Origin of the sequence: Streptomyces tremellae (assembly GCF_039540215.1) — a bacterium.
Classification (GTDB): domain Bacteria; phylum Actinomycetota; class Actinomycetes; order Streptomycetales; family Streptomycetaceae; genus Streptomyces; species Streptomyces tremellae.
Genome location: NZ_BAABEP010000055.1, coordinates 17,407 through 38,758, shown reverse-complemented (window position 1 = coordinate 38,758; position 21,352 = coordinate 17,407). Strand labels below are relative to the sequence as shown.

Genomic DNA, 21,352 nt, shown 5'->3' with positions numbered 1-21,352 from the left:
GTCGGCGGTCGGCGGTCGGCGGTCGGCGGTCGGCGGTCGGCGGTCGGCGGTCGGCGGTCGGCAACGGCAGGCAAGCAGCGGGGAGGACATTTGTCCCGGTCGACCGGGGCACATACGGATCTGCCCGACCGGCGGGACCGCCCGTAACGTCGAGGGCATGAAGCAGACAGCAGGCGCACGGGCAGCGACGACCGACGTGGCCTCCACGGCAGCGGGTGCGTCGGCATGAGCGGCGGCGGGAGGCAGCGGGAGCGGCTGGTCGTGCGGGACTTCCCCGTGCCGCCGTTCCCCCGGTTCGGGCGGCGGAGTACGGGCGGGCGACCCGCAGGACAGGGCGCCGGCCGGGACGGCGGCGCGTCCGTGGCCGCGGTCGCGGAGGGGCACGGCAGGCCGGGCCCGCCGAGCGGTTTCACGATGATGCCCTGGCTGCTGCTCGGGCTCGGCTCGTTCTCCAACATCGTGCAGGGCAGGACACCGGACCCGTGGATCGCCGGGATCGGTCTCTTCGTCTTCAACAGCCTGTACGTGTCGGTGGTGTTCCGGGCGTTCGTGCCGGAGAAGCGCGAGGGCCCGCACATCCGCTGGATGCTCGTCGTCCTGGGGCTGCTGACCTTCGCGCTCGCCTGTCTGTACGGCGGGTCGTGGCTGCTGTTCCTGCCGCTGTTCGGGCTCGCCTGCGGTTCGGTGCTGCGGGGGCGGGCACTCGCGTTCGGCTCGGTCGCGCTGGCTGCCGCGGCGGCCGGGGTCTCCGCGTACCACGACGGGTGGGGCGCGGTGCCGGTCGCGTACGGCGCGGCGATCTCCATGATGGTGACGGCCGCGATCCTCACCCTGTCCGAGACGGTGGTGCAACTCCGCGAGACACGGCAGGAGTTGGCGCGTTCCGCGGTGGAACACGAGCGGCTGCGGTTCTCCCGCGACCTGCACGACCTGCTCGGGCACACCCTCTCGGTGATCGTGGTGAAGGCCGAGGCGGCGCGCAGGCTCGCGCCGTCAAGGCCCGCGGACGCGCTCGCGCAGGTCTCGGACATCGAGGCGGTCGGCAGGCAGGCGCTGACCGAGGTGCGGGAGGCGGTGTCGGGCTACCGCGAGGGCAGCCTCGCCACCGATCTCGAACGGGCCAGGTCCGCGCTGGCCGCCGCGGGCGTCGAGCCGGTCGTACGGCAGTCGGGGGCGCCGCTCGACCCGCAGGCTGAGGCGCTGCTCGGCTGGGTGGTGCGGGAGGCCGTCACCAATGTGGTGCGCCACAGCGCTGCCGCGCGCTGCGAGATCGTGATCGACTCGTCCGCCCGGCAAGTACGGGCCGTGATCACCGACGACGGGGTGGGAGCGCACCCCGGCCTGGTCGCCGGCTCCACGGGCACCGGCCTCAGGGGGCTGCGCGAGCGGCTGGCCGCCGCGGGCGGCTCCCTCCACTGCGAGCAGGCGGCGCCGGGCTTCCGCGTCACCGCTGAGCTGCCCGCGGACCCCGGCGGTGCCGGGCCCGAGGACCCGCGGCGCCGCGGCCCGCGCGGGCGCGGCCCCTGCTGACGGGTCACGCCCGGCGAGGGGACCTAGTCTGGGGCCGTGGCCGATGAGATGTCAGGGGGGCGGGGCGCGGTGCCCGTGCGGGTGCTGCTCGCCGAGGACCAGGGGATGATGCGGGGCGCGCTGGCGCTGCTGCTCGGCATGGAGGACGACCTGGAGGTCGTCGCCCAGGTGGCCACGGGCGACGCGATCGTGGCCGAGGCGCTCGCTGCGCGGCCCGACGTGGCGCTGCTCGACATCGAACTGCCGGGGACGAGCGGTCTTGACGCGGCGGCGCAGCTGCGGGAGCGGCTCCCTTCGTGCCGGGTGCTGATCCTGACCACGTTCGGGCGGCCCGGCTATCTGCGGCGCGCCATGGAGGCGGGCGCGGCCGGGTTCCTGGTGAAGGACGGGCCCGTGGAGGAGCTCGCGGGAGCGGTGCGGCGGGTGCTGCGCGGCGAGACGGTGATCGATCCCGGCCTTGCGGCCGCCGCGCTGAGCGCGGGCCCCAATCCGCTGACCGCACGGGAGCGTGACGTGCTGAACGCGGCGGTCGACGGCGCGACCGTCGCGGACCTGGCGGCGCGGCTGCACCTGTCGGAGTCGACGGTGCGCAACTACCTGTCGTCCGCGATCGGCAAGACCGGCACCCGCAACCGCATGGAGGCGGTACGGGCGGCCCGCCGCCAGGGCTGGCTGTAGCGCGCCGCCCCGGGGCTGTCCCGGGCCGTACGCGCCCCGCGCTCAGGCCCCCGAGGTGTCGGGCGGTGGGGCCGTGACGCCACGCGGGCGCCTGCGGGGCAGCCACAGCAGCATCAGCAGGACCGCGGCGAGGCTCACGCAGCAGCCGATGCGGAAGGCGAGCGCGTAGCCGGCGGTGAGAGCGCCCGGGTCCGTGCCGCCGCCGCTGCGGGTGGCGGCGGCCGTCGACAGGACGGCGAGGCCGAGCGCGCCGCCCATGGTCCGCGCGGTGTTGACGATGCCGGACACCAGGCCCGCGTCCTCGGGCGCCGCGCTGCCGGTGGCGAGGGACGCGAGCGGGGTGGTGGCCATGCCGAGCCCGACCATGACGGCGATGCCGGGACCCATGATCGATGTCGGATAGCCGCCGTGCGGACTGAGCTGGGACTGCCAGGCGAACCCCGCGGCCGCGACGAGTCCGCCGAGCACACCGACCTGGCGGGGGCCGACGCGGTGCATCAGCGCGGGCGCGAGCTTCGAGCCGAGCACGATGCTCAGCGAGCTCGGCACCAGCGCGACGCCCGCCTCGAACGGCGTGTACCCCAGCACGTTCTGGGCGTAGACCGTCATGAAGAACCAGACGGCGAAGCTGGTCGAGCCACAGACGAACATCGCCGCGTTGGCCGCGGCGACCGTGCGGGTGCGGAACACCTTCAGCGGCATCAGCGGCTCCCGCGTCCGCGCTTCGAGCACGAGGAACGCGCAGAGCAGGGCGAGCCCGCCGATCAGCGGCACGAGCGTGGCCGCCGCGCCCCAGCCGCCGCGCCCGGTCTGCACGATGCCGTACGAGACGACCGCGAGCCCGGCCGTCACCAGCACGGCGCCGGGCAGGTCGAGGCGTCTGCCCCGGCCGCCGCGCCGCTCGGCGAGCCACAGCGCGCCCGACACGAGGACGAGCGCGCCCACCGGCACGTTGATCAGCAGGACCCAGCGCCATGACAGCAGGTCGGTGAGGGTGCCGCCGACGAGGCCGCCGGCCGCTCCGCCCGCCGCGCCCACGGCCGCCCAGGTACCGACCGCCCGTATCCGCGCGGGGCCCGCGGGGACCGCCGAGGTCAGCAGGGTGAGCGTGGCGGGCGCGAGGACGGCGGCGCCGAGGCCCTGTACGGCGCGGGCCCCGAGGAGCTGCCAGCTCTGCTGGGCGAGACCGCCCGCGAGGGACGCGAGCGTGAAGACGGCGAGCCCGGCGAGGAACGTCCGCTTCTGCCCGAACAGGTCGGCGGCCCGGCCCCCGAGGAGCATGAACCCGGCGAAGGCGATGGAGTACGCGTTGAGCACCCACTGGAGGCCGCTCCCGCTCATGCCGAGGTCGCTCCGCATCGAGGGCAGGGCGACGTTGACGACGGACACGTCCAGCACGACGAGGAACTGCCCCGCGCAGGCGATCAGGACGACCGCCCAGGCGGGGACGGCGCGCGGGCCCGCTCCCCGCCGGACGGCGGGGCCGCCTCGTGGGGTCGCGGGTGCGGCGGGCCGGCGCGGCAGGTCCCGGGCGGACGGGTCGGGTGGAGAGGTCGTCATGGCGTCATGGTCGCAGCCGTTCGGCGCCCCTGACATCCCGTGAACGGACCATACGGACGGGTCCCTTGGCCCTACGCCGGTGCCGGCCCCCGCGCGCGGGAGCCGTCCGGGCCCCTGGGGGTTCCGCCGGGTCGGCCTACCGGGTGGCCGACTGCGCGTTCAGTGCTGAGCCGAAAGCGCTGAGTCCGTGGGCGAGTTGGCCTGCGGGGATGTCGGCGGCCAGGTGGTGGCAGATGATCAGCCCGTGCATCAGCGTGAACACCGTGGCCGCGGCCGCTTCCGGATCGCTGTCGGGGGGCAGGTGGCCCGCTGCCTGCCAGCGCGTGGCGAGTTCGGTGATGCGCGAGGACGTCGCGGCGTACAGGTCGCGGGTGCGTCGGTGCAGGGCCGGGTCGCGGAGAGCTTCGGCCCAGGTCTGCACGGCGAGTTTGGACAGGTCGTACTCGGGGTTGCCGGCACGGTCGTGCAATGCGCCGACGAGGGTTTCCAACGTCTGGGCGGGCGTCGGCGTGGGGGTGGCGGCCAGCAGGCGCTCGAAGATGTCGCGAACCCGGGTGATCCCCTCCTCGGCGGTGGCGTCGATGAGTTCGTCCTTGCTGCGGAAGTACCGGTACACGGCGCTTGAGGACATGCCAGTCGCGGCGATCACCTCGTCCATCGAGGTGGCGTGGAAGCCGTTCTCGGAGAAGCAACGCCAGGCGCTGACGAGGATGTGCCGGCGCCGCCGGGCTCGGGTGTCGTCGCTGAGGCGGGGCATGACCGCATCCTAAACGGAAACGGCCCCTTGCGTTTACGTCGGAGGCGGCCTACCGTCGAGCCTTAACGAAAACGGTCGTTTCTCTTTGGAGTGCCATGCCTCCACCCGCCCCACTCGGTCTCCACCCCGCCGCCCTTCCCGTCGGCGCACCGGCCCGCCTGGGGCGGCGCCGTCCTCGGCCTCGATGTCGTGGCGCTCCGCCGCGCGTGCGAGAACACCGCCGGCGCACCCGGCACCGCGATCGCCGGTACGGGCCCCACCCGGCCCCTGCACCCCTGCACCCCTGCACCCACGGGACGAAAAAGGCTTCTATGCCCGGCATCAGACGCTACGTCCTCGGCCCCGACCAGGACGGTCGGTCCGCCGTCCTGGCGGCCGGGCCCGCCAACGTCCAGGCCGAGGAAGGGTTCTACCGCCGCGCCACGCTCTGGGCCACCAGGGAGCTCCCCGTCGACGACAGCGTCGGCGGGGACCGCTCGCTGAGCGAGGGAGTCGGCGCCCGCCGCGAGCCGCCGCCCGGCGGCATGCTGGTGCGCGCCCTCGAACTGTGGCCCGACACCGACCCCGACGAGCACCCCGAGCAGTTCGCCAGGCCCAATGCCGAGGTGCACCAGAGGCACCTGCCCAGCGCGGCCGACGCCCGGCGCCACCCGACCATGCACCGCACCGACACCCTGGACACGATCACCGTCGCCCGCGGCGAGATCTACCTGATCACCGACACCAGGGAAGCCCTGATGACGCCGGGCGACACCGCCATCATCCGCGGTGTCAACCACGGTGGGGGCAACCGCTCCGACAGCCCGCGCCTGCTCGTCGGCGCCATGATCGACGCGAGGCCGGGCACGTGACCCTCTCCGGTGCGCCCGGCTCCCGCGGCGCCATGCCCCGCCCCTCCCCCGCCTCTCCAGGACACTCGTGAGCAACGTACGCATCGAACACGGAGCGCTCGTCGGAACCTCGCGCGACGGCGTCCACAGTTTTCTCGGCATCCCCTACGCCGCCCCGCCCACCGGCGAGCTGCGCTGGGCACCGCCCGCGCCTCCCGCCGCCTGGGAGGGGACCCGCGACGCAACCGCCTTCGGCGACAGCGCGATCCAGAGCGTCCACACGGGTCTCGACCCCGGCTCCCCGCAGAGCGAGGACTGCCTGAGCCTCAACGTGTGGACCACCGACCCCGCCCCGGGCGTGCGCCTGCCGGTCATGGTCTGGATACACGGGGGCGGTTTCCTCAACGGCTCCTCCGCGATGCCCCTGTGGTCGGGGCAGCACCTCGCCCGGCGCGGCGTGGTCGTGGTGACCCTCAACTACCGTCTGGGCGCCTTCGGGTTCCTCGCCCACCCCGAGGCCGGCTCCAACGTCGCCGTCCAGGACTGGGTGGCGGCCCTGGACTGGGTGCGGCGCGACATCGCCGTGTTCGGCGGCGACCCGGACAACGTCACGGTCTTCGGCCAGTCCGCCGGCGGAGCCGCCTGTCGTGCCCTGCTGTGCACGCCCTCCGCGCGCGGCCTCTTCCACCGGGCCGTCATGCAGAGCGCCGGCTACGAGAAGTACGCCGTCGTCGCCTCACCCGACCACGAGCGCGTCACGGATGCCACCGAGCGCCTCTTCCGCCACCTGGGCACCAGTGACCTCGCCCGCCTGCGCCGCCTGCCCGCGGAGAGGATCCGCGCGGCGTCGTTCGCCGGGGCCGGCGTCGTCCCGCCGCCCGGCCAGGTGCACACCCCCGCGAACCTGGTCTGGTACCCGGCCGCCGACGGCCGGGTCGTGACCGAGGACTTCACCGGCCGGGCGGACGGCGTGCCCGTCATGTTCGGCTGCACCCAGGACGAGGCCCGCATGTTCCACAGGCCCACCGGCCTGTACGGGCCCGCGTCCCAGTCCTCCCTCGACCCCGCGGACGTCTACACCTCCACGACCCTCACCGCCATGGCCGAGGCCATCGGCGGCGACGCCGCGGGCGACGTCCTCGCTCACTTCCGCGCCCGCGGACTGAGCTTGTACGAGGCGCTGTGCGAGCTGGACACCGCCGGCGTCTGGCACGAACCGGCCCTGACCTCCTACCGGCGCTACGCCGCCCTGGACGATCTCACCGCCTACCAGTACCGCTTCACTCGCGTCTCACCGGCAGCGCACCGCACCGGACTGCTCGCCCAGCACGGCGCGGAGATCCCATACCTCTTCGGTCCCGTCACCGTCGGCGACGACTACGACGCCACCGACGTCCAGGTCAGTGACGCCGTCCAGCACGCCTGGACCGAGTTCGCCCGTACCGGCACGCCCCGCGACCCCGACGGGACCCCCTGGCCGGCCTGCACTTCCGGCGATTCCCGCTTCACCGTCATCGGCGACAAGACGGAGCACGTGCCCCTGGACATCACGCCCGTCTGCGAGTTGATCACCGCACAGCGCCGCCCGCGGCCCACGGCTCCCGGCGGATCCGGTGCCCACGCCAGGACCGCACGGACCGGGAGGTAGCTCATTCAGGGCCCGTCAGGGCCGCGGTGAGCATGCCGGCCAGCCAGGTTTCATAGGCGTCCGCCCGCCAGCCGCGGTCCGCCGTGAGCAGGGTGTAGAGCTGCGGCCCGGTCAGGGCCCAGCAGGCGTCCGCGAGCCGGGCGGTGTCGGCGCCCGGCCGCAGGGCGCCGGCCTCGGCGAGATGGTCGACGAAGGCCGTGACCCCGGCGAGACGTTCCTCCTCACTGGCCGCCAGGACGTCCGCCACCTCTCCCCCCACCTCGGTGAGCAGGGCGAACAGCGGGGCGAGCCGTTCGTGGACGCCCCGGACGAACCCCGCGTAGAGCCGGAGCTTGGCGTGCGGCTCACGGGTCCGCAGGACCAGCCCGAGCTGGGGCCGCTCGGACATGGCCAGGGGTTCGTCGTCACCGGCGAGCGTGGTGTCCCACACCGCCTTGACCAGGCCGGTCTTGCCGCCGAACACCTTGTAGACCGTCTCGGGGGAGACGCCCGCGCGCGCGGCGACGGTGCGCACGGTGAAGGCCCGGTAGCCCTCGTCGAACAGCAGCTCACGGCAGGCGGCCACCACCGCGGCCCGGTTGCGCCGCGCCGCGTCCCGCCGGCGGCTGGAGTCGTAGGGCCTGCGCGGGGCATCGCGCGTCATGGAACGCATCCTTCCTAATCCGTTACAGTTGGCTGTATCGAAAATATCCCCGCCGCGGCGCTCTCCGGAGGAACGCATGTCCCGTCCAGCCGACCCCCCTCAGCGGGGCATCGCTCCGGGCGTCGACCGCCTCGGTGACCGCCTCGTCAACTTCTACCTGATCGAGGAGAGCGAGGGACTCGTCCTCGTCGACGCCGGCCTGCCCGCCCACCTCGGACAGCTGCGCGACCACCTGGCCGCCTCCGGCCGCACCCTCGGGGACATCCGCGCCGTCCTGCTCACCCACGGCCACCCCGACCACACCGGCCTGGCCCGCACCCTGGAGCAGGCGGGCGCCGACATCAGGATCCACCGGGGGGACGCCGACATCCTCCGCGAAGGCCCGCGCAGCGCCCTGCGCCACGCCAAGCCCGAACGCCCCCTGCTGCCCTACCTGTTGCGCAGGCCCGCCGCGGTGGCCACCCCCCTGCGCCTGGCCCGCGCAGGAGCCTTCACGGCCCCCGCCGTGCCCGGGGTCCGCGTCCTCACGGATCACCGACCGCTCGACGACGTGCCGGGTACGCCGCACGCGCTCGCCCTGCCCGGCCACACGCCCGGCAGCACCGGCTACTTCTTCCCCCGCCTCGGCGTCCTGTTCACCGGCGACGCCCTGGTCACCCACGACGGGCTCACCGGAGAGACCGGCCCCCGCCTCGTGTGCCGCGGCTTCACCCACGACGGCCACGCGGCCCTGGCCGCCCTGGACCGTATCGACGAACTGCCCGCGACGACACTGCTCCTGCCAGGACACGGCGACCCGGTCGCCGGCGACGCGCGGACCGCCACACGGAAGGCACGGCACGCCGGACTGCGCTGACCGGCGCCCGCTCCCCAACACCGGGGCGGCTGAGCGGAATACCGTATGAGAGGAAAAGCGTTCACAGGCCACGCACAGGTCGGCCCCCCGTGGGCGGGCCTGGGCGCCCGTTCCCCCACCTCTCCCGGAGGCCGCACGCATGCCGCAGACGACGACCGATCATGACGCCGGAACGCTCCCGCCGGAGGGCGGCAGACGCGCGACCGGCGCGGTGGTACCCGTCCTCGCCTTCGCGGGCATCACCGTCGCGGTGATGCAGACCCTGCTCGTACCGGTCATCAAGGACCTGCCCGCCCTCCTCGGCACGGCACCCTCCAACGCGACCTGGGTCATGACGGCGACGCTCCTCGCGGGGGCCGTCGCCACACCGATCATGGGCAGGCTCGGCGACCTGTACGGCAAGCGGCGCATGCTGCTCGCCAGCCTCGCGGTGATGGTGGTGGGGTCGCTGATCTGCGCCTTCACCGACGACCTGCTCGTCATGATCGCCGGGCGGGCGCTCCAGGGCTTCGCGATGGGCGCGATACCCCTCGGCATCGGCATCATGCGCGACGAACTGCCGCGCGAGAAGCTGGGTTCTGCGATGGCGCTGATGAGTTCGTCGATCGGCGTGGGCGGCGGCCTCGCCCTGCCCGCCGCGGCGCTCGTCGCGCAGAACGCCGACTGGCACGCCCTGTTCTTCGGCGCCGCGGGCCTCGGCGTGCTGTCGATGCTGCTGACGCTGCTCGCCGTGCCGGAGTCCGCGCGCCGCGCGCCGGGACGGTTCGACAAGACCGGCGCGTTCGGGCTGTCCGCGGGGCTCGTGGCGCTGCTGCTGCCCGTGACGAAGGGCAGCGACTGGGGCTGGGCCTCCGCGCCCACGCTCGGCCTGTTCGGCGGCGCCGTGGTGATCCTGCTGGCCTGGGGCGCCTGGGAGCTGCGCTCCGCCGCGCCGCTGGTGGACCTGCGCACCACCGCGCGCCGCGAGGTACTGCTGACCAACCTCGCCTCCGTGATGGTGGGTGTGGCGTTCTACGCGATCTCGCTGGTCCTCCCGCAGCTGCTCCAGCTCCCCGAGTCGACCGGGTACGGCCTCGGCAGGTCGATGGTGGTGGCGGGCCTGTGCGTGGCGCCGCTCGGCCTCACGATGATGCTGACCGCGCCGCTGTACGCGCGGATCGCCGCCCGGCGCGGCCCGAAGGTGTCGCTCATCATCGGCATGGTCGTCATCGCGCTCGGGTACGGCGGCGGGCTCGGTCTGATGGACGCGGCGTGGCAGACCATCGTGATCTCGGTCATCGTGGGCGCGGGCATCGGCCTCGCGTACTCCTCGCTGCCCGCGCTGATCATCGGCGCGGTGGACGCGTCGGAGACGGGCGCGGCCAACGGGCTGAACACCCTGATGCGTTCGATCGGCACGTCGGTGTCGAGCGCCGTCATCGGCATGGTCCTCGCGCGCACCTCGGCCGACGTGGGCGGGGTGGCGCTGCCGACCATGCACGGCTTCCGGGTCTCGTTCCTGATCGCCACGGCCGCGGTCGTCGGCGGCCTGGTGCTCGCCTCGTTCCTGCCGGGGCAGCGTGCGGGGGGCGCGGCGGCCGGGGCGAAGGGCCTCGACGCGGAGTTCGTCGAGGAGTTCGGGGCGGAACCTGACGGCGTACCGGCGCGCCCCGCCGTGCAGCACACCACGCTGGTCGCCACCTCGGGCGGCTTCCGCGGCCTCGTCACCGGCGCGGACGGCCACCCGGTCCCGCGCGCCACGATCACCCTGATCGACCGCAGGGGCACGCAGGCGGGGCGGGCCGTGGCGGGCGAGGACGGCCGCTACGACCTGGTCCCGCCGGGCGCGGGCGACTTCGTCCTCGCGGTGTCGGCGTCCGGCCACGGCGCGCAGGCACGGGCCGCCACCTACGCGGGCGACGGCGTCCCCGTCGAGGTCGACCTCGCCCTGCCGGCCCAGCGCCAGGCCGCCGGGCGACCGGCCGCCAGGCAGCACGAGCCCAAGCAGCACGAACCCCGGCAGCCGGACAGGACGGCCTGACGCGGGCGGGGACCGCCGGGCGCGGGGCCGCGGGGCGTACGGCCCCGCCGCGCCCGCGCGGTGCGCGGCTTGGCACCATGGTCCCGGCCGCCGCACACCGCACACGACCACCGGGAGCACGCCATGCCAGGGCCCGCCGCAGACACCGAGCCCGCGCAGCGGACCCTGGACGCCTTCGAGGCGGCCAAGGGGTTCATGCCGCGCGACGAGGGACTCGCCCTGTACGCGGCCGCCGTCGAGGCGGGGGCGCTGGGGCTGCCGCTGCTCGAAGTCGGCTCGTACTGCGGGCGTTCCACGCTGCTGCTGGCGGACGCTGCGCGGGGGGCCGGGACGGTCGCGGTCACGGTGGACCATCACAGGGGCAGCGAGGAGCAGCAGCCGGGCTGGGAGTACCACGACCCGGAGGTGGTCGACCAGGAGCTCGGCGTGATGGACACACTCCCCACGTTCCGGCGCACCCTGTACCGCGCGGGCCTTGAGGACGCGGTCGTCGCGGTGGTGGGCGCCTCGCCGCGGGCCGCGGCGCTGTGGGGCCGCCCGCTGGGCCTGGTGTTCGTGGACGGCGGCCACACCGACGAGCACGCCGTTAACGACTACGAGGGGTGGGCGCCGCACCTCGCGGAGGGCGGCCTGCTGGTGATCCACGACGTGTTCGAGGACCCGGCGGACGGCGGGCAGGCGCCCTACCGCGTCTACCGGCGGGCGCTGGCGTCGGGGGCGTTCGAGGAGACGTCCGTCACGCGTTCGCTGCGCGTACTGCGCCGTATCGGACAGGGCATCTGACGGCCGCCGTGCGCGCCACTACCATCGCGCGGGTGCCACACCACGCGAACGAGCCGGTCCCCCAGCACCCTTCCGCCCGCCCCCGCGCGGCACGTCCTGGCGCGCGCGGCGGGCGGCGCTCCTCCGTGCGTGCGGCCGTCCTTGCCGCGGCCGCGGCCTGCGCGCTCACCGGTTGCCAGGGCCCGGGCGGCACGGTGCGCGCCGCGGGCACCGGCGCGCCCGCGCCCGCCTCCCCCGCGCACACGTCGCCCACGCCCTCCGGCACGCCGTCCGCCGGTGCCGCGAAGCCGCTCGCCGGGCGGGTCGTCGCCATCGACCCGGGGCACAACGCGCACAACTTCCAGCACACCGCCGAGATCAACAAGCCGGTGAAGGTGGGCAACGGCACCAAGGAGTGCGACACCACCGGCACGTCCACCGACGGCGGCTACGCGGAGGCGGACTTCAACCTCGACGTGGCGCACCGGCTGCGGGCGCTGCTGACGGCGCAGGGCGCGAAGGTCGTCCTCACCCACGACGGCGACCGGCCGTGGGGCCCGTGCGTCACGGACCGCGCGGAGACCGGCAACCGGACGAAGGCGGACGTGGCGCTCTCCATCCACGCGGACGGCGCCCCCGTCGGCAGGCGCGGCTTCCATGTGATCCTGCCGGGCAGGGTGGACGAGGGCGGCGCGGACAACGGGCCGATCGTCGCCCCGTCGCGGCGGCTCGGCGAGGACCTGCGGGACGCGTTCCAGCGCGTGACGGGCAGCGCGCGGTCCAACTACATCGGGCGGGGCACCGGGTTGGACACGCGCACCGACCTCGGCGGGCTCAACCTCTCCACCGTGCCGAAGGTCTTCATCGAGTGCGGGAACATGCGCGACCCGAAGGACGCGGCGCTGCTCACCAGCGCGAAGTGGCGGCAGAAGGCCGCCCTCGGCATGGCCGAGGGCATCGACAGGTACCTGGAGTAGATTCCCGGCGGGCGGACACGGCGGGCGGCGCGGGCGATAATACGTTCGTGCCCGGCCCGGGGCGTCTGCCCCGCCCGCCCCGAAGTTGACGACTGACGAAGGACATTTACGTGAACATCCGCTCTCTCGTGCGCGGCGACGGCGTGGTGGTCGGGGCAGCGCTCCTGCTGTTCATCGCCTCGTTCCTCGACGTGGTCTCGGCCGGCGGCTTCGGCTCGAACGCGTGGGACAACCTCGGGCTCGCGATGAGCATGTACCTGGGCGGTGTCATCGGAGCGGCGCTGATCGTGCTGTCCCGCTCGTCGGCGCAGCCCCGTACGGTCGCCGGGCTCGACGTGCGCCAGTTCGGCGTCGCGCTGACCGTGTTCGCGGCCTGGACGGCGCTGTGGACGATCGTCGACTTCAACGGCGGCTCGGGCGTCAGCCGGGGCGCGGGGCTCGTCCTCGGCTTCATCGCCGCGCTGATCCTCGCGTTCGCGGCGGTCGCGACGCCGCTGCTGCCCGGCCTCCAGGCCCCGCTCGTGCCCGCGCCGAAGCCGCAGCCGTACGCGCAGAGCGCGGGGTACGGCTACCCGGGCCAGCAGTACGGGGCGCAGCAGGGCCAGCCGTACGGCGGCCCGCAGGCCCCGGGCGCCGCGCCGGAGTTCTCGCCGTTCTGGTTCGCGGTGCCGGTCGCCCGCCCGCTGTACGGCGAGGACGGCTCGCCGTCCCCGGTCGCCGAACTCGCGCCCGGCACCTGGTACCTGGCGGTCGAGCAGCGCGGCGGCGGCCTGGTCGCGCAGACGCAGGACGGCCGCAGGGGCGTCCTCCAGGACACCACCGGCATCCAGCGCGGCTGACCGCGCACCCCCCGTCTGCGTGAGGGCCCCCGCCGGGTGGCGGGGGCCCTCACGCATGCGCCGCACGGCGTCGCGGACGCGGGCCGGGCGGGCGGGGGTTCAGGGGCGTCGCGGGGCGCGGGCCACCGCGCGGGCCATCGCGGCGGCGCTGCCGAGGTAGCCCGCCGGGTCGCAGAGCCGGCTGATGCGTTCGGCGCCGATCCGCTCCACCAGGTCGGGACGGCCGAGGAGTCCGGCCTCCAGCGTGGTGCCGGTCTCGATGGCGGTGCGGCAGGCCGCGTAGACGACCTCGTGGGCCTCCTGGCGGCCGAGTTCCGGCGCGATGTCCATCATCACGGCCTCGGCGACGATGAGGCCGCCGGTGAGGTGGGTGTTCCGCCGCATCCTGGGCGCGTCCACCTCAAGGCCGGAGAGCATGAACTCCGCCTGGTGGAGGGAGCCGGACAGCAGCAGGAACGCCTCGGGGACCGCGGCCCACTCCAGGTGCCAGGGCCCGGTGGCCCGTTCGAAGTCCTGCATCATCGCGTCCAGCAGGACGGAGGACTTCTCGCGCAGCAGCTTCGCCGCGGCGACCATCAGCTCGCTGGAGATGGGGTTGCGCTTCTGCGGCATCGTGGAGGAGGCCCCGCGGCCTGGGACGAAGGGCTCGGCGACCTCGCCGAACTCGGAGGAGCACATCATCGACACGTCCACGGCGATCTTGCCGAGGGAGGCGCCCACCGCGGCGCAGAGCGTGACGAGTTCGGCGAGCCCGTCGCGGGCGACGTGCCAGGTGATCGCGGGTTCGCGCAGCCCGAGTTCGGCAGCGAGCGCCGCCCGTGTGCGCAGCCCTTCGGGGCCCTCCCCGAGGGAGGCCAGGGTGCCGGCCGCGCCGCCGAACTGGACCATGAGGGCGCGGGCGCGGGCCTGTTCGAGGCGTTCCGCGTGCCGGTCGAGGGCGGAGAGCCACACCGCGCAGCGGTAGCCGAAGGTGATGGGCAGGGCGTGCTGGAGGTGGGTGCGGCCTGCCGTGACCGTGTCCGCGTGTTCTTCGGCGAGGCGCGCGAGGACTCCGCGTACGCGGTCGAGCTGGTCCCCCAGGAGGGCCGTGCCCTGCTCGCACTGGAGCATGACGGCCGTGTCCATGATGTCCTGCGTGGTGGCGCCCCAGTGCAGGTACCTGCCGGACTCGCCGCACTGCGGGGCGAGTTGCCTGATGACCGGCAGGACGGGGTAGCCGACGACCTCCGTCTCGGCGCGCAGCCGGTCGAGGTCGATCCCCTCGATGCCCGCCTTCGCGGTGATCTCCTCCGCGGCGTGCACGGGGATGACGCCGACCGCCGCCTGCGCGCGGGCCAGCGCGGTCTCGGTGTCGATGATCCGCCGGAGGTACGCGGTGTCGTCGAAGATCTCGCGCATGGCGGGGGTGCCGAACATGTCGCGGAACAGCAGGGAGTCGAAAACGGTGGTGCTCATGGGCCTCTCGTTCACTGGCTGGGGGTGGGCGCGTGGGCGGCGGCGTCCGGCTCGGCGGGTCCCGTGGCGGCCTCGGGGCTCCGCTCGCCGCGGCGCTCCTGCTCCACGGCGGCGAGGAACGCGGCCGGATCGGCGAGTGCCCGCCGCGCCTTGTCCTCGTCGAGTTCGTGGGTCCACTTGGCGAGGACGAGGGTGGCGACCGCGTTGCCGAAGCTGTTCACGGTCGAGGTGGCCATCGCCATGATCCGGTAGACGCCGAAGAGGACGGCCACGCCGGACAGCGGGAGGGTGTCGGTGGCGGCGACGGTGGAGGCGAAGACGACGAACGTGCCGCCCGCGACGGTCGCCGCCCCCTTGGAGGTGAGGAGCATGATCACGAGCAGTCCGAGCTGTTCGGAGAGCCCCAGGTGGATGCCGTACACGTTGGCGAGGAAGAGGGTGCACAGGGAGAGGTAGACGGAGGTGCCGTCCAGGTTGAAGGCGTATCCCGTGGGGACGACGAGGCCGACCGTCTGCTGGGAGGCGCCCATGCGCGGCAGCTTCTTCAGGATGCCGGGCAGTGCGGATTCCGAGGACGCCGTGCTGAGGGTCAGCGCGATCTCCACGCGCAGGCAGCGCATGATCCGCCAGATGTTGAACCCGGCGAGCAGGCAGATGGGCCCGAGGACACCGAACACGAAGACGGCGATGACCACCCAGTACTCAAGCACCAGTTCACCGAGGGCGAGCAGCAGACCGGTGCCGCTCGAACCGACGGAGTAGGCGATGGCCCCGAAGGCGCCGACCGGGGCGAGCCGCATGACCACGTTGACGAACGCGAAGAAGCACTCGGAGATGGTCTCCATCCCGGTGTGCACCCGCGTCTGGAGGTGCTGGGGCAGGGTGAGCAGCCCGACGCCGAAAATCACGGCGATGACGACGACCTGGAGGAGCTGCCCCGAGGTGAAGGCGCCGACGACGTTGTCGGGGACGATGCCCTGGAGGAACGCGACGAGGCCGTGTTCCTGGGCCGAGGTGTCGGGGACGTCCGCCTTGTCGCCCGGCAGCGGCCCGGCGCCCCGGCCGACGCCGAGGAGGTTGGCGGCGAGGAGGCCAAGCAGGAGGGCGACGGTGGAGACGACTTCGAAGTAGAGCAGGGCAAGGAGCCCGATCCTGCTCGCCTTGCGCAGGTCGCCCGCCGAGGTGATGCCGAGGACGATGGTGAAGAACACCAGCGGTGCGACGCCGGCCTTGATCAGCGAGAGGAAGAGGTCCCCCACGACCTTCAGGTCGGTCGCGAGGCCGGGGAAGGCGAGTCCGACGGCGACTCCGAGCACCATGGCGGCCAGGACCTGGAAGCCCAGACCCCGGTACCAGGCGCTGCGCGGGGCGGGGCCGCCGGTGGCGGCAGGGGGGAGAGCGGGGTGTGTGGGCATGTGGGTCTCCTCGTCGGCTGGACCGAACGGGCTGGGCGAGACAGGGAGATGCGCGGGGATCGCGCCGGGGGGAGTGAGCGGGGCGGCGGCCCGCCGGTTCAGGCGGTCAGCGCGGCGATCTCCTCCCGGAGCCCCGGCATGAGTTCGAGCCCGAAGCCGGGTGTCTGCGGCGGGCGCACCAGGCCGCCGCCGAGCAGGCACTCGCCGGGATAGCCGCCGAAGGGCTCGAAGACGCCGGGGTACGCCTCGCACCCTCCGGCGCCGAGCGCGGCGACGAGGTGCAGGTTGATCAGGTGGCCGCCGTGCGGGCGCGCCTGGGTGCGGGCGAAGCCGTGCTCCTCCAGCAGGTCGAGCATGGCCGCGTACTCGGTGGCGCCGTACGACAGGCCCGCGTCCATCTGGAAGAGGTCGGTGCCCTGGCGGAGGCCGCCGTAGCGCAGGAGGTTGCGGACGTCGGCGGTGGAGAACAGGTTCTCGCCGGTGGCCAGCGGCAGCGGGTAGACGGCGGCGGTGTCGGCGAGCAGCCGGTAGTCGAGGGGGTCGCCGGGCTCCTCGTACCAGCGCAGCCCGTACCCGCGCAGGGCCTTCGCCCAGCGGAGTGCGTCGTCGGTGCCGAACCTGCCGTTGGCGTCGACCGCGAGCGCCGAGCCGTCCCCGGCGACGGTGAGCGCCTCCTCCACCCTGGCGAGGTCCGCAGTCAGCGGCGCGCCCCCGATCTTGATCTTGAAGGAGGTGAACCCCATGTCCTGGTAGCGGCGCAGCTCGGCGGAGAGCGAACGTCCGCTGCCCTCGGCGTAGTAGTAGCCGCCAGCCGCGTACGCCTCCACGGCGGGCGCGGCGCCCTCGGGCAACGGGCGGCCGAAGTGCCGGGCGAGGGTGGCGTAGGCGGGCTCGTCCGCCAGTCTGGCGTTGGCGTCCCACACGGCGAGCTCAAGGGCGGCGGCCGCGGTCGCCCGGTCCCCGTGGCCGCCGGGCTTCTCGTCGGTGAGCGCGGCGTCCGCCACGGCGGCGGGGTCGAAGGCGGCGCACGTGGCGTCGAGCAGGGTGCCGGGGTCGGCGGCGAGCACCCGGGGAATCATCCGGTCGCGCAGGATGCCGCTCTGCGCGAACCTGCCGATCGAGCCGAAGGCGACGCCGGTCACGGGGCGGCCGCCGCGGTGCGCGTCGGTGACGACGGCCACCAGCGAGACCGTGTGCCCGGCGAAACTCACCAGGGCGTTGGCCTCCGCGCCGCGCAGCGGGACCGCTGCCTCACGGATCTCGACAATGCGCATCGGCTGGGTCTCCTCGTGGTTCGACGTGTGGTGCCCGCGCCTGCGAAGGGACCTGTCCGGTCCCACGGCGCTCCGGAATCGTTTGCAGGCTAGGAGGGAACGAATGTGTTAACAACCGCTCTGACCTGCGGATATAACGAAATTTTTTGCGGTATCGTGTGCGGAATGGTGACGCAGAAGCAGATCGCGCGCGAGCTGGGGCTCGCCGTCTCCACCGTCTCGCGGGCCCTGACGGGCCAGCCGCACGTGGGTGAGGCGACGCGCAAGGCGGTCCTCGCGGCGGCCGAGCGGCACGGCTACCGGCCCAACGCGGTCGCCCGCGCCCTGCGACGCCGCGAGACCCGCATGATCGGGGTGGTGGTCCCCGACATGCTCAACCACTTCTACGCGGCCTGCACGACCGTGCTCCAGGAGAGCTTCGAGGACCACGGCTACGGCATGCTGCTCGCCGTCACCGGCAACGACCCGCAGCGCGAGCGCACCGCCCTGGCCCGCCTGCGCGACGCGCAGGTCGAGGGCGTGGTGCTGGTCCCCTCGGCGACGCCGCGCTCCACCGGGCCGCTCGACCTGCCGGTCGTGGAGATGATCCGCACGTCGGGCCGTACCCAGGTGGACACGGTGCAGTGCGCCGAGCACGAGACGGCGGCCGAGGCGATCGGGCACCTCGCCTCCCTGGGGCACCGGCGGATCGCGGTGATCGCGGGCGAGCCGGAGTTCAGCACCACCCGGGAGCGGGTAGCGGGGGCGCGGGCCGCGCTCGCGGGACTCGGCCTGCCGCCCGCGCGCGTCCTCACCCGCGACCACACGCGCGCCTGGGGCACCGAGGCCATGCGGCAGCTCGTCACCGGCGAGGAGCCGCCGACCGCCGTCTTCGCGGCGAGCAGCGAACTCGCCCTCGGCGCCCTGCACGAGGCGCAGCGCCTCGGCATCGGCATCCCGGGGCGGCTCTCGCTCGCCGCGCTCGGCAACACCGACTGGTTCGACGTGTGCCGCCCGCCCGTCACGGCGTGCGCGCAGCCGCTCGCCGAGGTCGGCATGATCAGTGCCCAGATCCTGCTCTCCCGCCTCGCGGGGGCGCGCCGCAGCCCCTCGCACATCCGGGTCAGCGGCCGACTCGTCGTCCGCGGCACGACGAGCGCGCCCGGCGCCCGCCGCGACGGCGACCGGCCGCGGGAGGCCTCCGGGGCATCGGCGGACGGCCCTGCCAACTCCCCGACCGGTGGCCTCGGGTAGAGTCCGCGCGGGTCACCGGGGGTCCGCGGTGGGCGGATTCCGGCAGCGGGCGGGCCCGGCGGAACGCACACGGGAGGAGTACGAGCGCATGGACGGCGGCGCCGACAACGAGGCCGAGGCGAAGGGGCCCGACCGGACGGAGGCGTCGGTGCTCGCGTCGGAGAGGATCGAGGGGACCGTCTCGGGAGAGCGCCTCGTACTCTTCACCGACGCGGTGACGGCGATCTCCATCACCCTGCTGATCCTGCCGCTGGTGGACCTCGTCCCGGAGGCCGCGTCCGCCCACGAGCACGCCAGCGAGGTGATCACCGGCCACCTCGACCAGGTCTGGAGCTTCGTGCTCAGCTTCGCGGTCATCGCGAACGTCTGGCGGGAGCACCACAGGTCCTTCTCGTCGCTCGCGACCGTCACCCGCCGCCTGATGGGGTGGAACATGGGGTGGCTGCTGTCCGTCGTCGTCCTCCCCCTCCCGACGGAGATGATCGGCGCCTTCGGCCGCGACCGGTTCGTGGCGGTGTTCTACTACGCGACCCTCCTGGCCGGCATGGTGTGCCGGTGCGCGATGCTGGGCATCCTGAAGGCCACCCCGGGGCTGGTGGAGGACGACGGCGAGGAGTCCCGCCGCCGGATCCGGGACTCCTACACCCAGAGCTACCTCAATGCCGCCGCCCTGGTGGTCGCCCTGGCCATCGCCGTCGCCGTACCCGCGCTGCAGTACTACAGCCTGATTCTGCTGGTCCTGCCGCACCGGATGCTCTTCGGGAGCCGGCGCGCCCGCTGAGCGCCTGGGTCGTGCCCGCCGGGGTGTCCGGTGCGCCGGGCCTGCGGGCGGCGGCGGGGGCGGGCGGGTCCGTCCCGACGCGCAGCGCCCTGTCGAGCCTGGCCGGCACGTCGAAGCCGACGATCAGCGCGACGATCGCGATGATCATCGCCGGTTTGCGGCCGGAGCGGTCGCCGACCGCGCCGAGGACGAGCCCGCCGAGCCAGCGCGACACGAACGCCGCCGAGACCAGCGTGGACGCCTTCGCCAGGTCCAGGTGGAAGCTGTGGGCGACCTCGGTCAGCACCAGCGTGATCAGTACGAAGTCGAGCCCGTCGAGCAGATAGCCGAGCCAGGCGGCGAAGAAGGCCCTGCGCTGCTGTCCCGTGAGTCCGCGGAAGGACGGCGCGGGCTCGGGTGCGGCTGACGGCGTCGGCGTGGCCACGGCAGGACCTCCGGAAGCGGGGAGTCATAGGACGTCCCACGCCCTATGGCCCTGCAAGCCGGCCGCGCGCCGCTCCCGGCGCGAGCACGGAGGCGTCGGCCTCGGCCCGGCGAACCCCGCACCGGGCCCCGGGGGCCGCCGCGCGCCCGTGTCCGAGCGCTCGGTCCACCCGGGCCCCGACTCCGGCCGAGTCACCTCCCAAACGCGCTGGAGCGCCGGTCCGCCACGCGGCCGTCGGGCCGGTACACGGGCACGGTGAAGCGGCCGGACATGGCCTCGAAGGCGCGTCGCTCGGCAGCGCGCTGCTCGGTGAAGTCCGGCGTGGCGGTCGGGCCGAAGCCGACTTCCGCGCGGGAGCCGTCCAGCAGGGGGAAGACGGCGTCGCAGAACGCGTCGAGGCCGGCGCCGTGGGCCCGGCCGGGGCCCGCGAGTTCGGTGGCCACCGCAGGGGGGATCAGCTCCACCACGTCGACCGGGGTGGCTTCGAGCGCGTGACGCAGGTTGACGGTGTAGCTGTGCAGCGCGGCCTTGGCCGCGCTGTAGAGCGGGGCGAACGGCTGCGGGAAGAAGGCGCCGCCCGAGGTGACGTTGACGAGGACGCCGGGCCGGCCGTGGGCCAGCAGTTGCGGGACGAGCAGCTGCGAGAGGTGCACCGGCGCGGCGAACAGGACGTCGATCTCGTTCTGCGCCTCACCCCACGGGGGCCGGTCGGAGGCGATGCCCACCCGTCGCTGGATGCCCGCGTTGTTGATCAGGGTGTCCAGCTCCGGCATGGCCCGCCGGACGTGTTCCGCCAGGCGCCGGCGCCCCTCGGGGGTGGCGATGTCGTTGGTGAAGGTCTCGATGCCGGGCAGGCGCTCGGCCGCCGCGGCGAGCCGGCCGGGGCCGCGGCCGGTGATCATGACGCGATGTCCTGCGGCGAGGTGCCGCTCGGCCAGGCCGAGACCGATGCCCGAGCTGCCGCCGGTGACGAGCACCGCACGCTTCCTTCGTGTTGTCATGTAAACCATCATGGGCCACTCATGTTTACATGGCAACCCACAGGTAGGCTGCCCCCATGACGCAGCCCCTCAACGACTCCGAGATGGCACGGTGGATCGCCTGGAAACGAGCGCACGACGCGGTACTCGCCGCCGTGGCACGGGAGATCCACCGTGCGGCAGGGCTGTCCGCGGCCGACTTCGCCGTCCTGTCGCGTGTGATCGAGAACGGGGAGGAGGGCCGCATGCCCCAGCAGGACCTCGGCACCCTGCTGGACTGGAAGCGCGCCCGCCTGTCGCGCCAGCTCTCCCGGATGGCCGAACGCGGACTGGTGCGGCGCGAGGAAGGACCGGGCAGGCGGGTGGTGGTGGCCACCACCGAAGAGGGCAGGACCGCACTCGCCGCCGCCCGCCCCGCACACGCCCGAGCAGTCCGTCACGCCCTGTTCGCACGCGTCCCCGCAGCAGCGGGCTCCGACGGCTTCTGGGACGCCGTCCAGGACATCGCCGCGCCCCCCGACGCGGCGCGGTAGGCGGCCGGTGCCGCCGAAGGCCTGATCGGCGGGTACGCGGAACGGGCCGCGAGGTGAGGGAGCCGGGCCGCGCGACCGGCACTGCGGGAGCCGCCTCGCGTCCTCCGCGCCCGCTCCCGCCCCGAGGCGGCGGGAGACGGCTCACGATGCTGCCCTT

The 21,352-nt window shown here is 74.1% G+C and carries 19 protein-coding genes and 1 pseudogene; 12 read left to right on the top strand and 8 right to left on the bottom strand.

Going from position 1 to position 21,352, the window contains the following annotated elements; translation table 11 throughout:
• Positions 1-225: 225 nt before the first annotated feature.
• Positions 226-1,530 (top strand): sensor histidine kinase, encoded by a 1,305-nt coding sequence (locus tag ABEA77_RS27200; protein ID WP_425588403.1) that lies wholly within the window; start codon positions 226-228, stop codon positions 1,528-1,530.
• A 48-nt stretch (positions 1,531-1,578) separates the two neighbouring features.
• Entirely contained in the window at positions 1,579-2,208 is a 630-nt protein-coding gene (locus ABEA77_RS27195) for a response regulator (RefSeq protein ID WP_345653003.1), read from the top strand.
• A 42-nt stretch (positions 2,209-2,250) separates the two neighbouring features.
• On the opposite strand, the gene ABEA77_RS27190 is transcribed toward ABEA77_RS27195, so the two are convergent.
• Together ABEA77_RS27190 and ABEA77_RS27185 are read right to left on the bottom strand one after the other, a co-directional pair.
• Positions 2,251-3,768: an MFS transporter gene (locus ABEA77_RS27190; protein WP_345652984.1), complete on the bottom strand. Its 1,518-nt coding sequence runs from the start codon at positions 3,766-3,768 to the stop codon at positions 2,251-2,253.
• A 136-nt stretch (positions 3,769-3,904) separates the two neighbouring features.
• Positions 3,905-4,525, bottom strand: coding sequence for a TetR/AcrR family transcriptional regulator (locus ABEA77_RS27185; protein ID WP_345652981.1), 621 nt, complete (start codon positions 4,523-4,525; stop codon positions 3,905-3,907).
• A gap of 311 nt (positions 4,526-4,836) precedes the next feature.
• Here ABEA77_RS27185 and ABEA77_RS27180 point away from each other — a divergent pair, with 311 nt between their 5' ends.
• Both ABEA77_RS27180 and ABEA77_RS27175 read left to right on the top strand, forming a co-directional pair.
• Positions 4,837-5,376: a cupin domain-containing protein gene (locus ABEA77_RS27180; protein ID WP_345652978.1), complete on the top strand. Its 540-nt coding sequence runs from the start codon at positions 4,837-4,839 to the stop codon at positions 5,374-5,376.
• Positions 5,377-5,443: 67 nt separating this feature from the next.
• Positions 5,444-7,003 carry a carboxylesterase/lipase family protein gene (locus ABEA77_RS27175; RefSeq protein ID WP_345652975.1) on the top strand — a complete coding sequence of 520 codons (1,560 nt, stop codon included), beginning with the start codon at positions 5,444-5,446 and terminating at the stop codon, positions 7,001-7,003.
• A gap of 1 nt (position 7,004) precedes the next feature.
• Here ABEA77_RS27175 and ABEA77_RS27170 read toward each other — a convergent pair whose 3' ends face one another.
• Positions 7,005-7,646, bottom strand: coding sequence for a TetR/AcrR family transcriptional regulator (locus ABEA77_RS27170; protein WP_345652972.1), 642 nt, complete (start codon positions 7,644-7,646; stop codon positions 7,005-7,007).
• Between the two features lie 76 nt (positions 7,647-7,722).
• On the opposite strand from ABEA77_RS27170, the gene ABEA77_RS27165 reads away from it, so the two are divergent.
• The 5 genes from ABEA77_RS27165 (at position 7,723) to ABEA77_RS27145 (ending at position 13,100) form a co-directional block, all read left to right on the top strand.
• Entirely contained in the window at positions 7,723-8,502 is a 780-nt protein-coding gene (locus ABEA77_RS27165; protein ID WP_345652970.1) for an MBL fold metallo-hydrolase, read from the top strand.
• A 139-nt stretch (positions 8,503-8,641) separates the two neighbouring features.
• Positions 8,642-10,522: an MFS transporter gene (locus tag ABEA77_RS27160; protein ID WP_345652968.1), complete on the top strand. Its 1,881-nt coding sequence runs from the start codon at positions 8,642-8,644 to the stop codon at positions 10,520-10,522.
• A gap of 123 nt (positions 10,523-10,645) precedes the next feature.
• A complete protein-coding gene (locus ABEA77_RS27155; protein ID WP_345653000.1) occupies positions 10,646-11,305 on the top strand; it encodes a class I SAM-dependent methyltransferase in 660 nt (219 codons plus the stop codon).
• A gap of 32 nt (positions 11,306-11,337) precedes the next feature.
• Positions 11,338-12,261, top strand: a complete 924-nt coding sequence (locus ABEA77_RS27150) for an N-acetylmuramoyl-L-alanine amidase (RefSeq protein ID WP_425588402.1) — start codon at positions 11,338-11,340, stop codon at positions 12,259-12,261.
• A gap of 110 nt (positions 12,262-12,371) precedes the next feature.
• Positions 12,372-13,100 carry a hypothetical protein gene (locus tag ABEA77_RS27145; RefSeq protein WP_345652965.1) on the top strand — a complete coding sequence of 243 codons (729 nt, stop codon included), beginning with the start codon at positions 12,372-12,374 and terminating at the stop codon, positions 13,098-13,100.
• Positions 13,101-13,199: 99 nt separating this feature from the next.
• On the opposite strand, the gene ABEA77_RS27140 is transcribed toward ABEA77_RS27145, so the two are convergent.
• The 3 genes from ABEA77_RS27140 to ABEA77_RS27130 all read right to left on the bottom strand — a co-directional run bounded on the left by ABEA77_RS27140 (position 13,200) and on the right by ABEA77_RS27130 (position 17,244).
• Positions 13,200-14,555 carry a class-II fumarase/aspartase family protein gene (locus ABEA77_RS27140; protein ID WP_345652962.1) on the bottom strand — a complete coding sequence of 452 codons (1,356 nt, stop codon included), beginning with the start codon at positions 14,553-14,555 and terminating at the stop codon, positions 13,200-13,202.
• Positions 14,556-14,566: 11 nt separating this feature from the next.
• On the bottom strand, positions 14,567-15,970 hold the full coding sequence (locus ABEA77_RS27135) for a cation:dicarboxylate symporter family transporter (protein WP_345652959.1): 1,404 nt from the start codon (positions 15,968-15,970) through the stop codon (positions 14,567-14,569).
• A gap of 98 nt (positions 15,971-16,068) precedes the next feature.
• Positions 16,069-17,244: an enolase C-terminal domain-like protein gene (locus ABEA77_RS27130; RefSeq protein ID WP_345652956.1), complete on the bottom strand. Its 1,176-nt coding sequence runs from the start codon at positions 17,242-17,244 to the stop codon at positions 16,069-16,071.
• A 165-nt stretch (positions 17,245-17,409) separates the two neighbouring features.
• On the opposite strand from ABEA77_RS27130, the gene ABEA77_RS27125 reads away from it, so the two are divergent.
• Both ABEA77_RS27125 and ABEA77_RS27120 read left to right on the top strand, forming a co-directional pair.
• Complete coding sequence (locus tag ABEA77_RS27125; protein WP_345652953.1) at positions 17,410-18,477, top strand: LacI family DNA-binding transcriptional regulator; 1,068 nt, start codon at positions 17,410-17,412, stop codon at positions 18,475-18,477.
• Positions 18,478-18,565: 88 nt separating this feature from the next.
• Entirely contained in the window at positions 18,566-19,258 is a 693-nt protein-coding gene (locus ABEA77_RS27120) for a TMEM175 family protein (protein ID WP_345652950.1), read from the top strand.
• A gap of 127 nt (positions 19,259-19,385) precedes the next feature.
• Here ABEA77_RS27120 and ABEA77_RS27115 read toward each other — a convergent pair.
• Together ABEA77_RS27115 and ABEA77_RS27110 are read right to left on the bottom strand one after the other, a co-directional pair.
• Positions 19,386-19,682: pseudogene (locus ABEA77_RS27115) on the bottom strand (MFS transporter); the annotation flags it as partial.
• A 191-nt stretch (positions 19,683-19,873) separates the two neighbouring features.
• Positions 19,874-20,683 carry an SDR family NAD(P)-dependent oxidoreductase gene (locus ABEA77_RS27110; RefSeq protein WP_345652947.1) on the bottom strand — a complete coding sequence of 270 codons (810 nt, stop codon included), beginning with the start codon at positions 20,681-20,683 and terminating at the stop codon, positions 19,874-19,876.
• A 56-nt stretch (positions 20,684-20,739) separates the two neighbouring features.
• Between ABEA77_RS27110 and ABEA77_RS27105 the strand changes: the two genes are divergently transcribed.
• Positions 20,740-21,195, top strand: coding sequence for a MarR family winged helix-turn-helix transcriptional regulator (locus ABEA77_RS27105; protein ID WP_345652944.1), 456 nt, complete (start codon positions 20,740-20,742; stop codon positions 21,193-21,195).
• Positions 21,196-21,352 lie beyond the last annotated feature (157 nt).

Excerpts from the sequence above, each read along its gene's own strand:
- ABEA77_RS27105 (WP_345652944.1), top strand. The coding sequence starts at position 20,740 with ATGACGCAGCCCCTCAACGACTCCGAGATGGCACGGTGGATCGCCTGG.
- ABEA77_RS27195 (WP_345653003.1), top strand. The coding sequence starts at position 1,579 with ATGTCAGGGGGGCGGGGCGCGGTGCCCGTGCGGGTGCTGCTCGCCGAG.
- ABEA77_RS27170 (WP_345652972.1), bottom strand. The coding sequence starts at position 7,646 with ATGACGCGCGATGCCCCGCGCAGGCCCTACGACTCCAGCCGCCGGCGG.
- ABEA77_RS27130 (WP_345652956.1), bottom strand. The coding sequence starts at position 17,244 with ATGCGCATTGTCGAGATCCGTGAGGCAGCGGTCCCGCTGCGCGGCGCG.
- ABEA77_RS27190 (WP_345652984.1), bottom strand. The coding sequence starts at position 3,768 with ATGACGACCTCTCCACCCGACCCGTCCGCCCGGGACCTGCCGCGCCGG.
- ABEA77_RS27180 (WP_345652978.1), top strand. The coding sequence starts at position 4,837 with ATGCCCGGCATCAGACGCTACGTCCTCGGCCCCGACCAGGACGGTCGG.
- ABEA77_RS27125 (WP_345652953.1), top strand. The coding sequence starts at position 17,410 with ATGGTGACGCAGAAGCAGATCGCGCGCGAGCTGGGGCTCGCCGTCTCC.
- ABEA77_RS27155 (WP_345653000.1), top strand. The coding sequence starts at position 10,646 with ATGCCAGGGCCCGCCGCAGACACCGAGCCCGCGCAGCGGACCCTGGAC.
- ABEA77_RS27200 (WP_425588403.1), top strand. The coding sequence starts at position 226 with ATGAGCGGCGGCGGGAGGCAGCGGGAGCGGCTGGTCGTGCGGGACTTC.
- ABEA77_RS27160 (WP_345652968.1), top strand. The coding sequence starts at position 8,642 with ATGCCGCAGACGACGACCGATCATGACGCCGGAACGCTCCCGCCGGAG.
- ABEA77_RS27120 (WP_345652950.1), top strand. The coding sequence starts at position 18,566 with ATGGACGGCGGCGCCGACAACGAGGCCGAGGCGAAGGGGCCCGACCGG.
- ABEA77_RS27110 (WP_345652947.1), bottom strand. The coding sequence starts at position 20,683 with ATGACAACACGAAGGAAGCGTGCGGTGCTCGTCACCGGCGGCAGCTCG.
- ABEA77_RS27135 (WP_345652959.1), bottom strand. The coding sequence starts at position 15,970 with ATGCCCACACACCCCGCTCTCCCCCCTGCCGCCACCGGCGGCCCCGCC.
- ABEA77_RS27140 (WP_345652962.1), bottom strand. The coding sequence starts at position 14,555 with ATGAGCACCACCGTTTTCGACTCCCTGCTGTTCCGCGACATGTTCGGC.
- ABEA77_RS27185 (WP_345652981.1), bottom strand. The coding sequence starts at position 4,525 with ATGCCCCGCCTCAGCGACGACACCCGAGCCCGGCGGCGCCGGCACATC.
- ABEA77_RS27165 (WP_345652970.1), top strand. The coding sequence starts at position 7,723 with ATGTCCCGTCCAGCCGACCCCCCTCAGCGGGGCATCGCTCCGGGCGTC.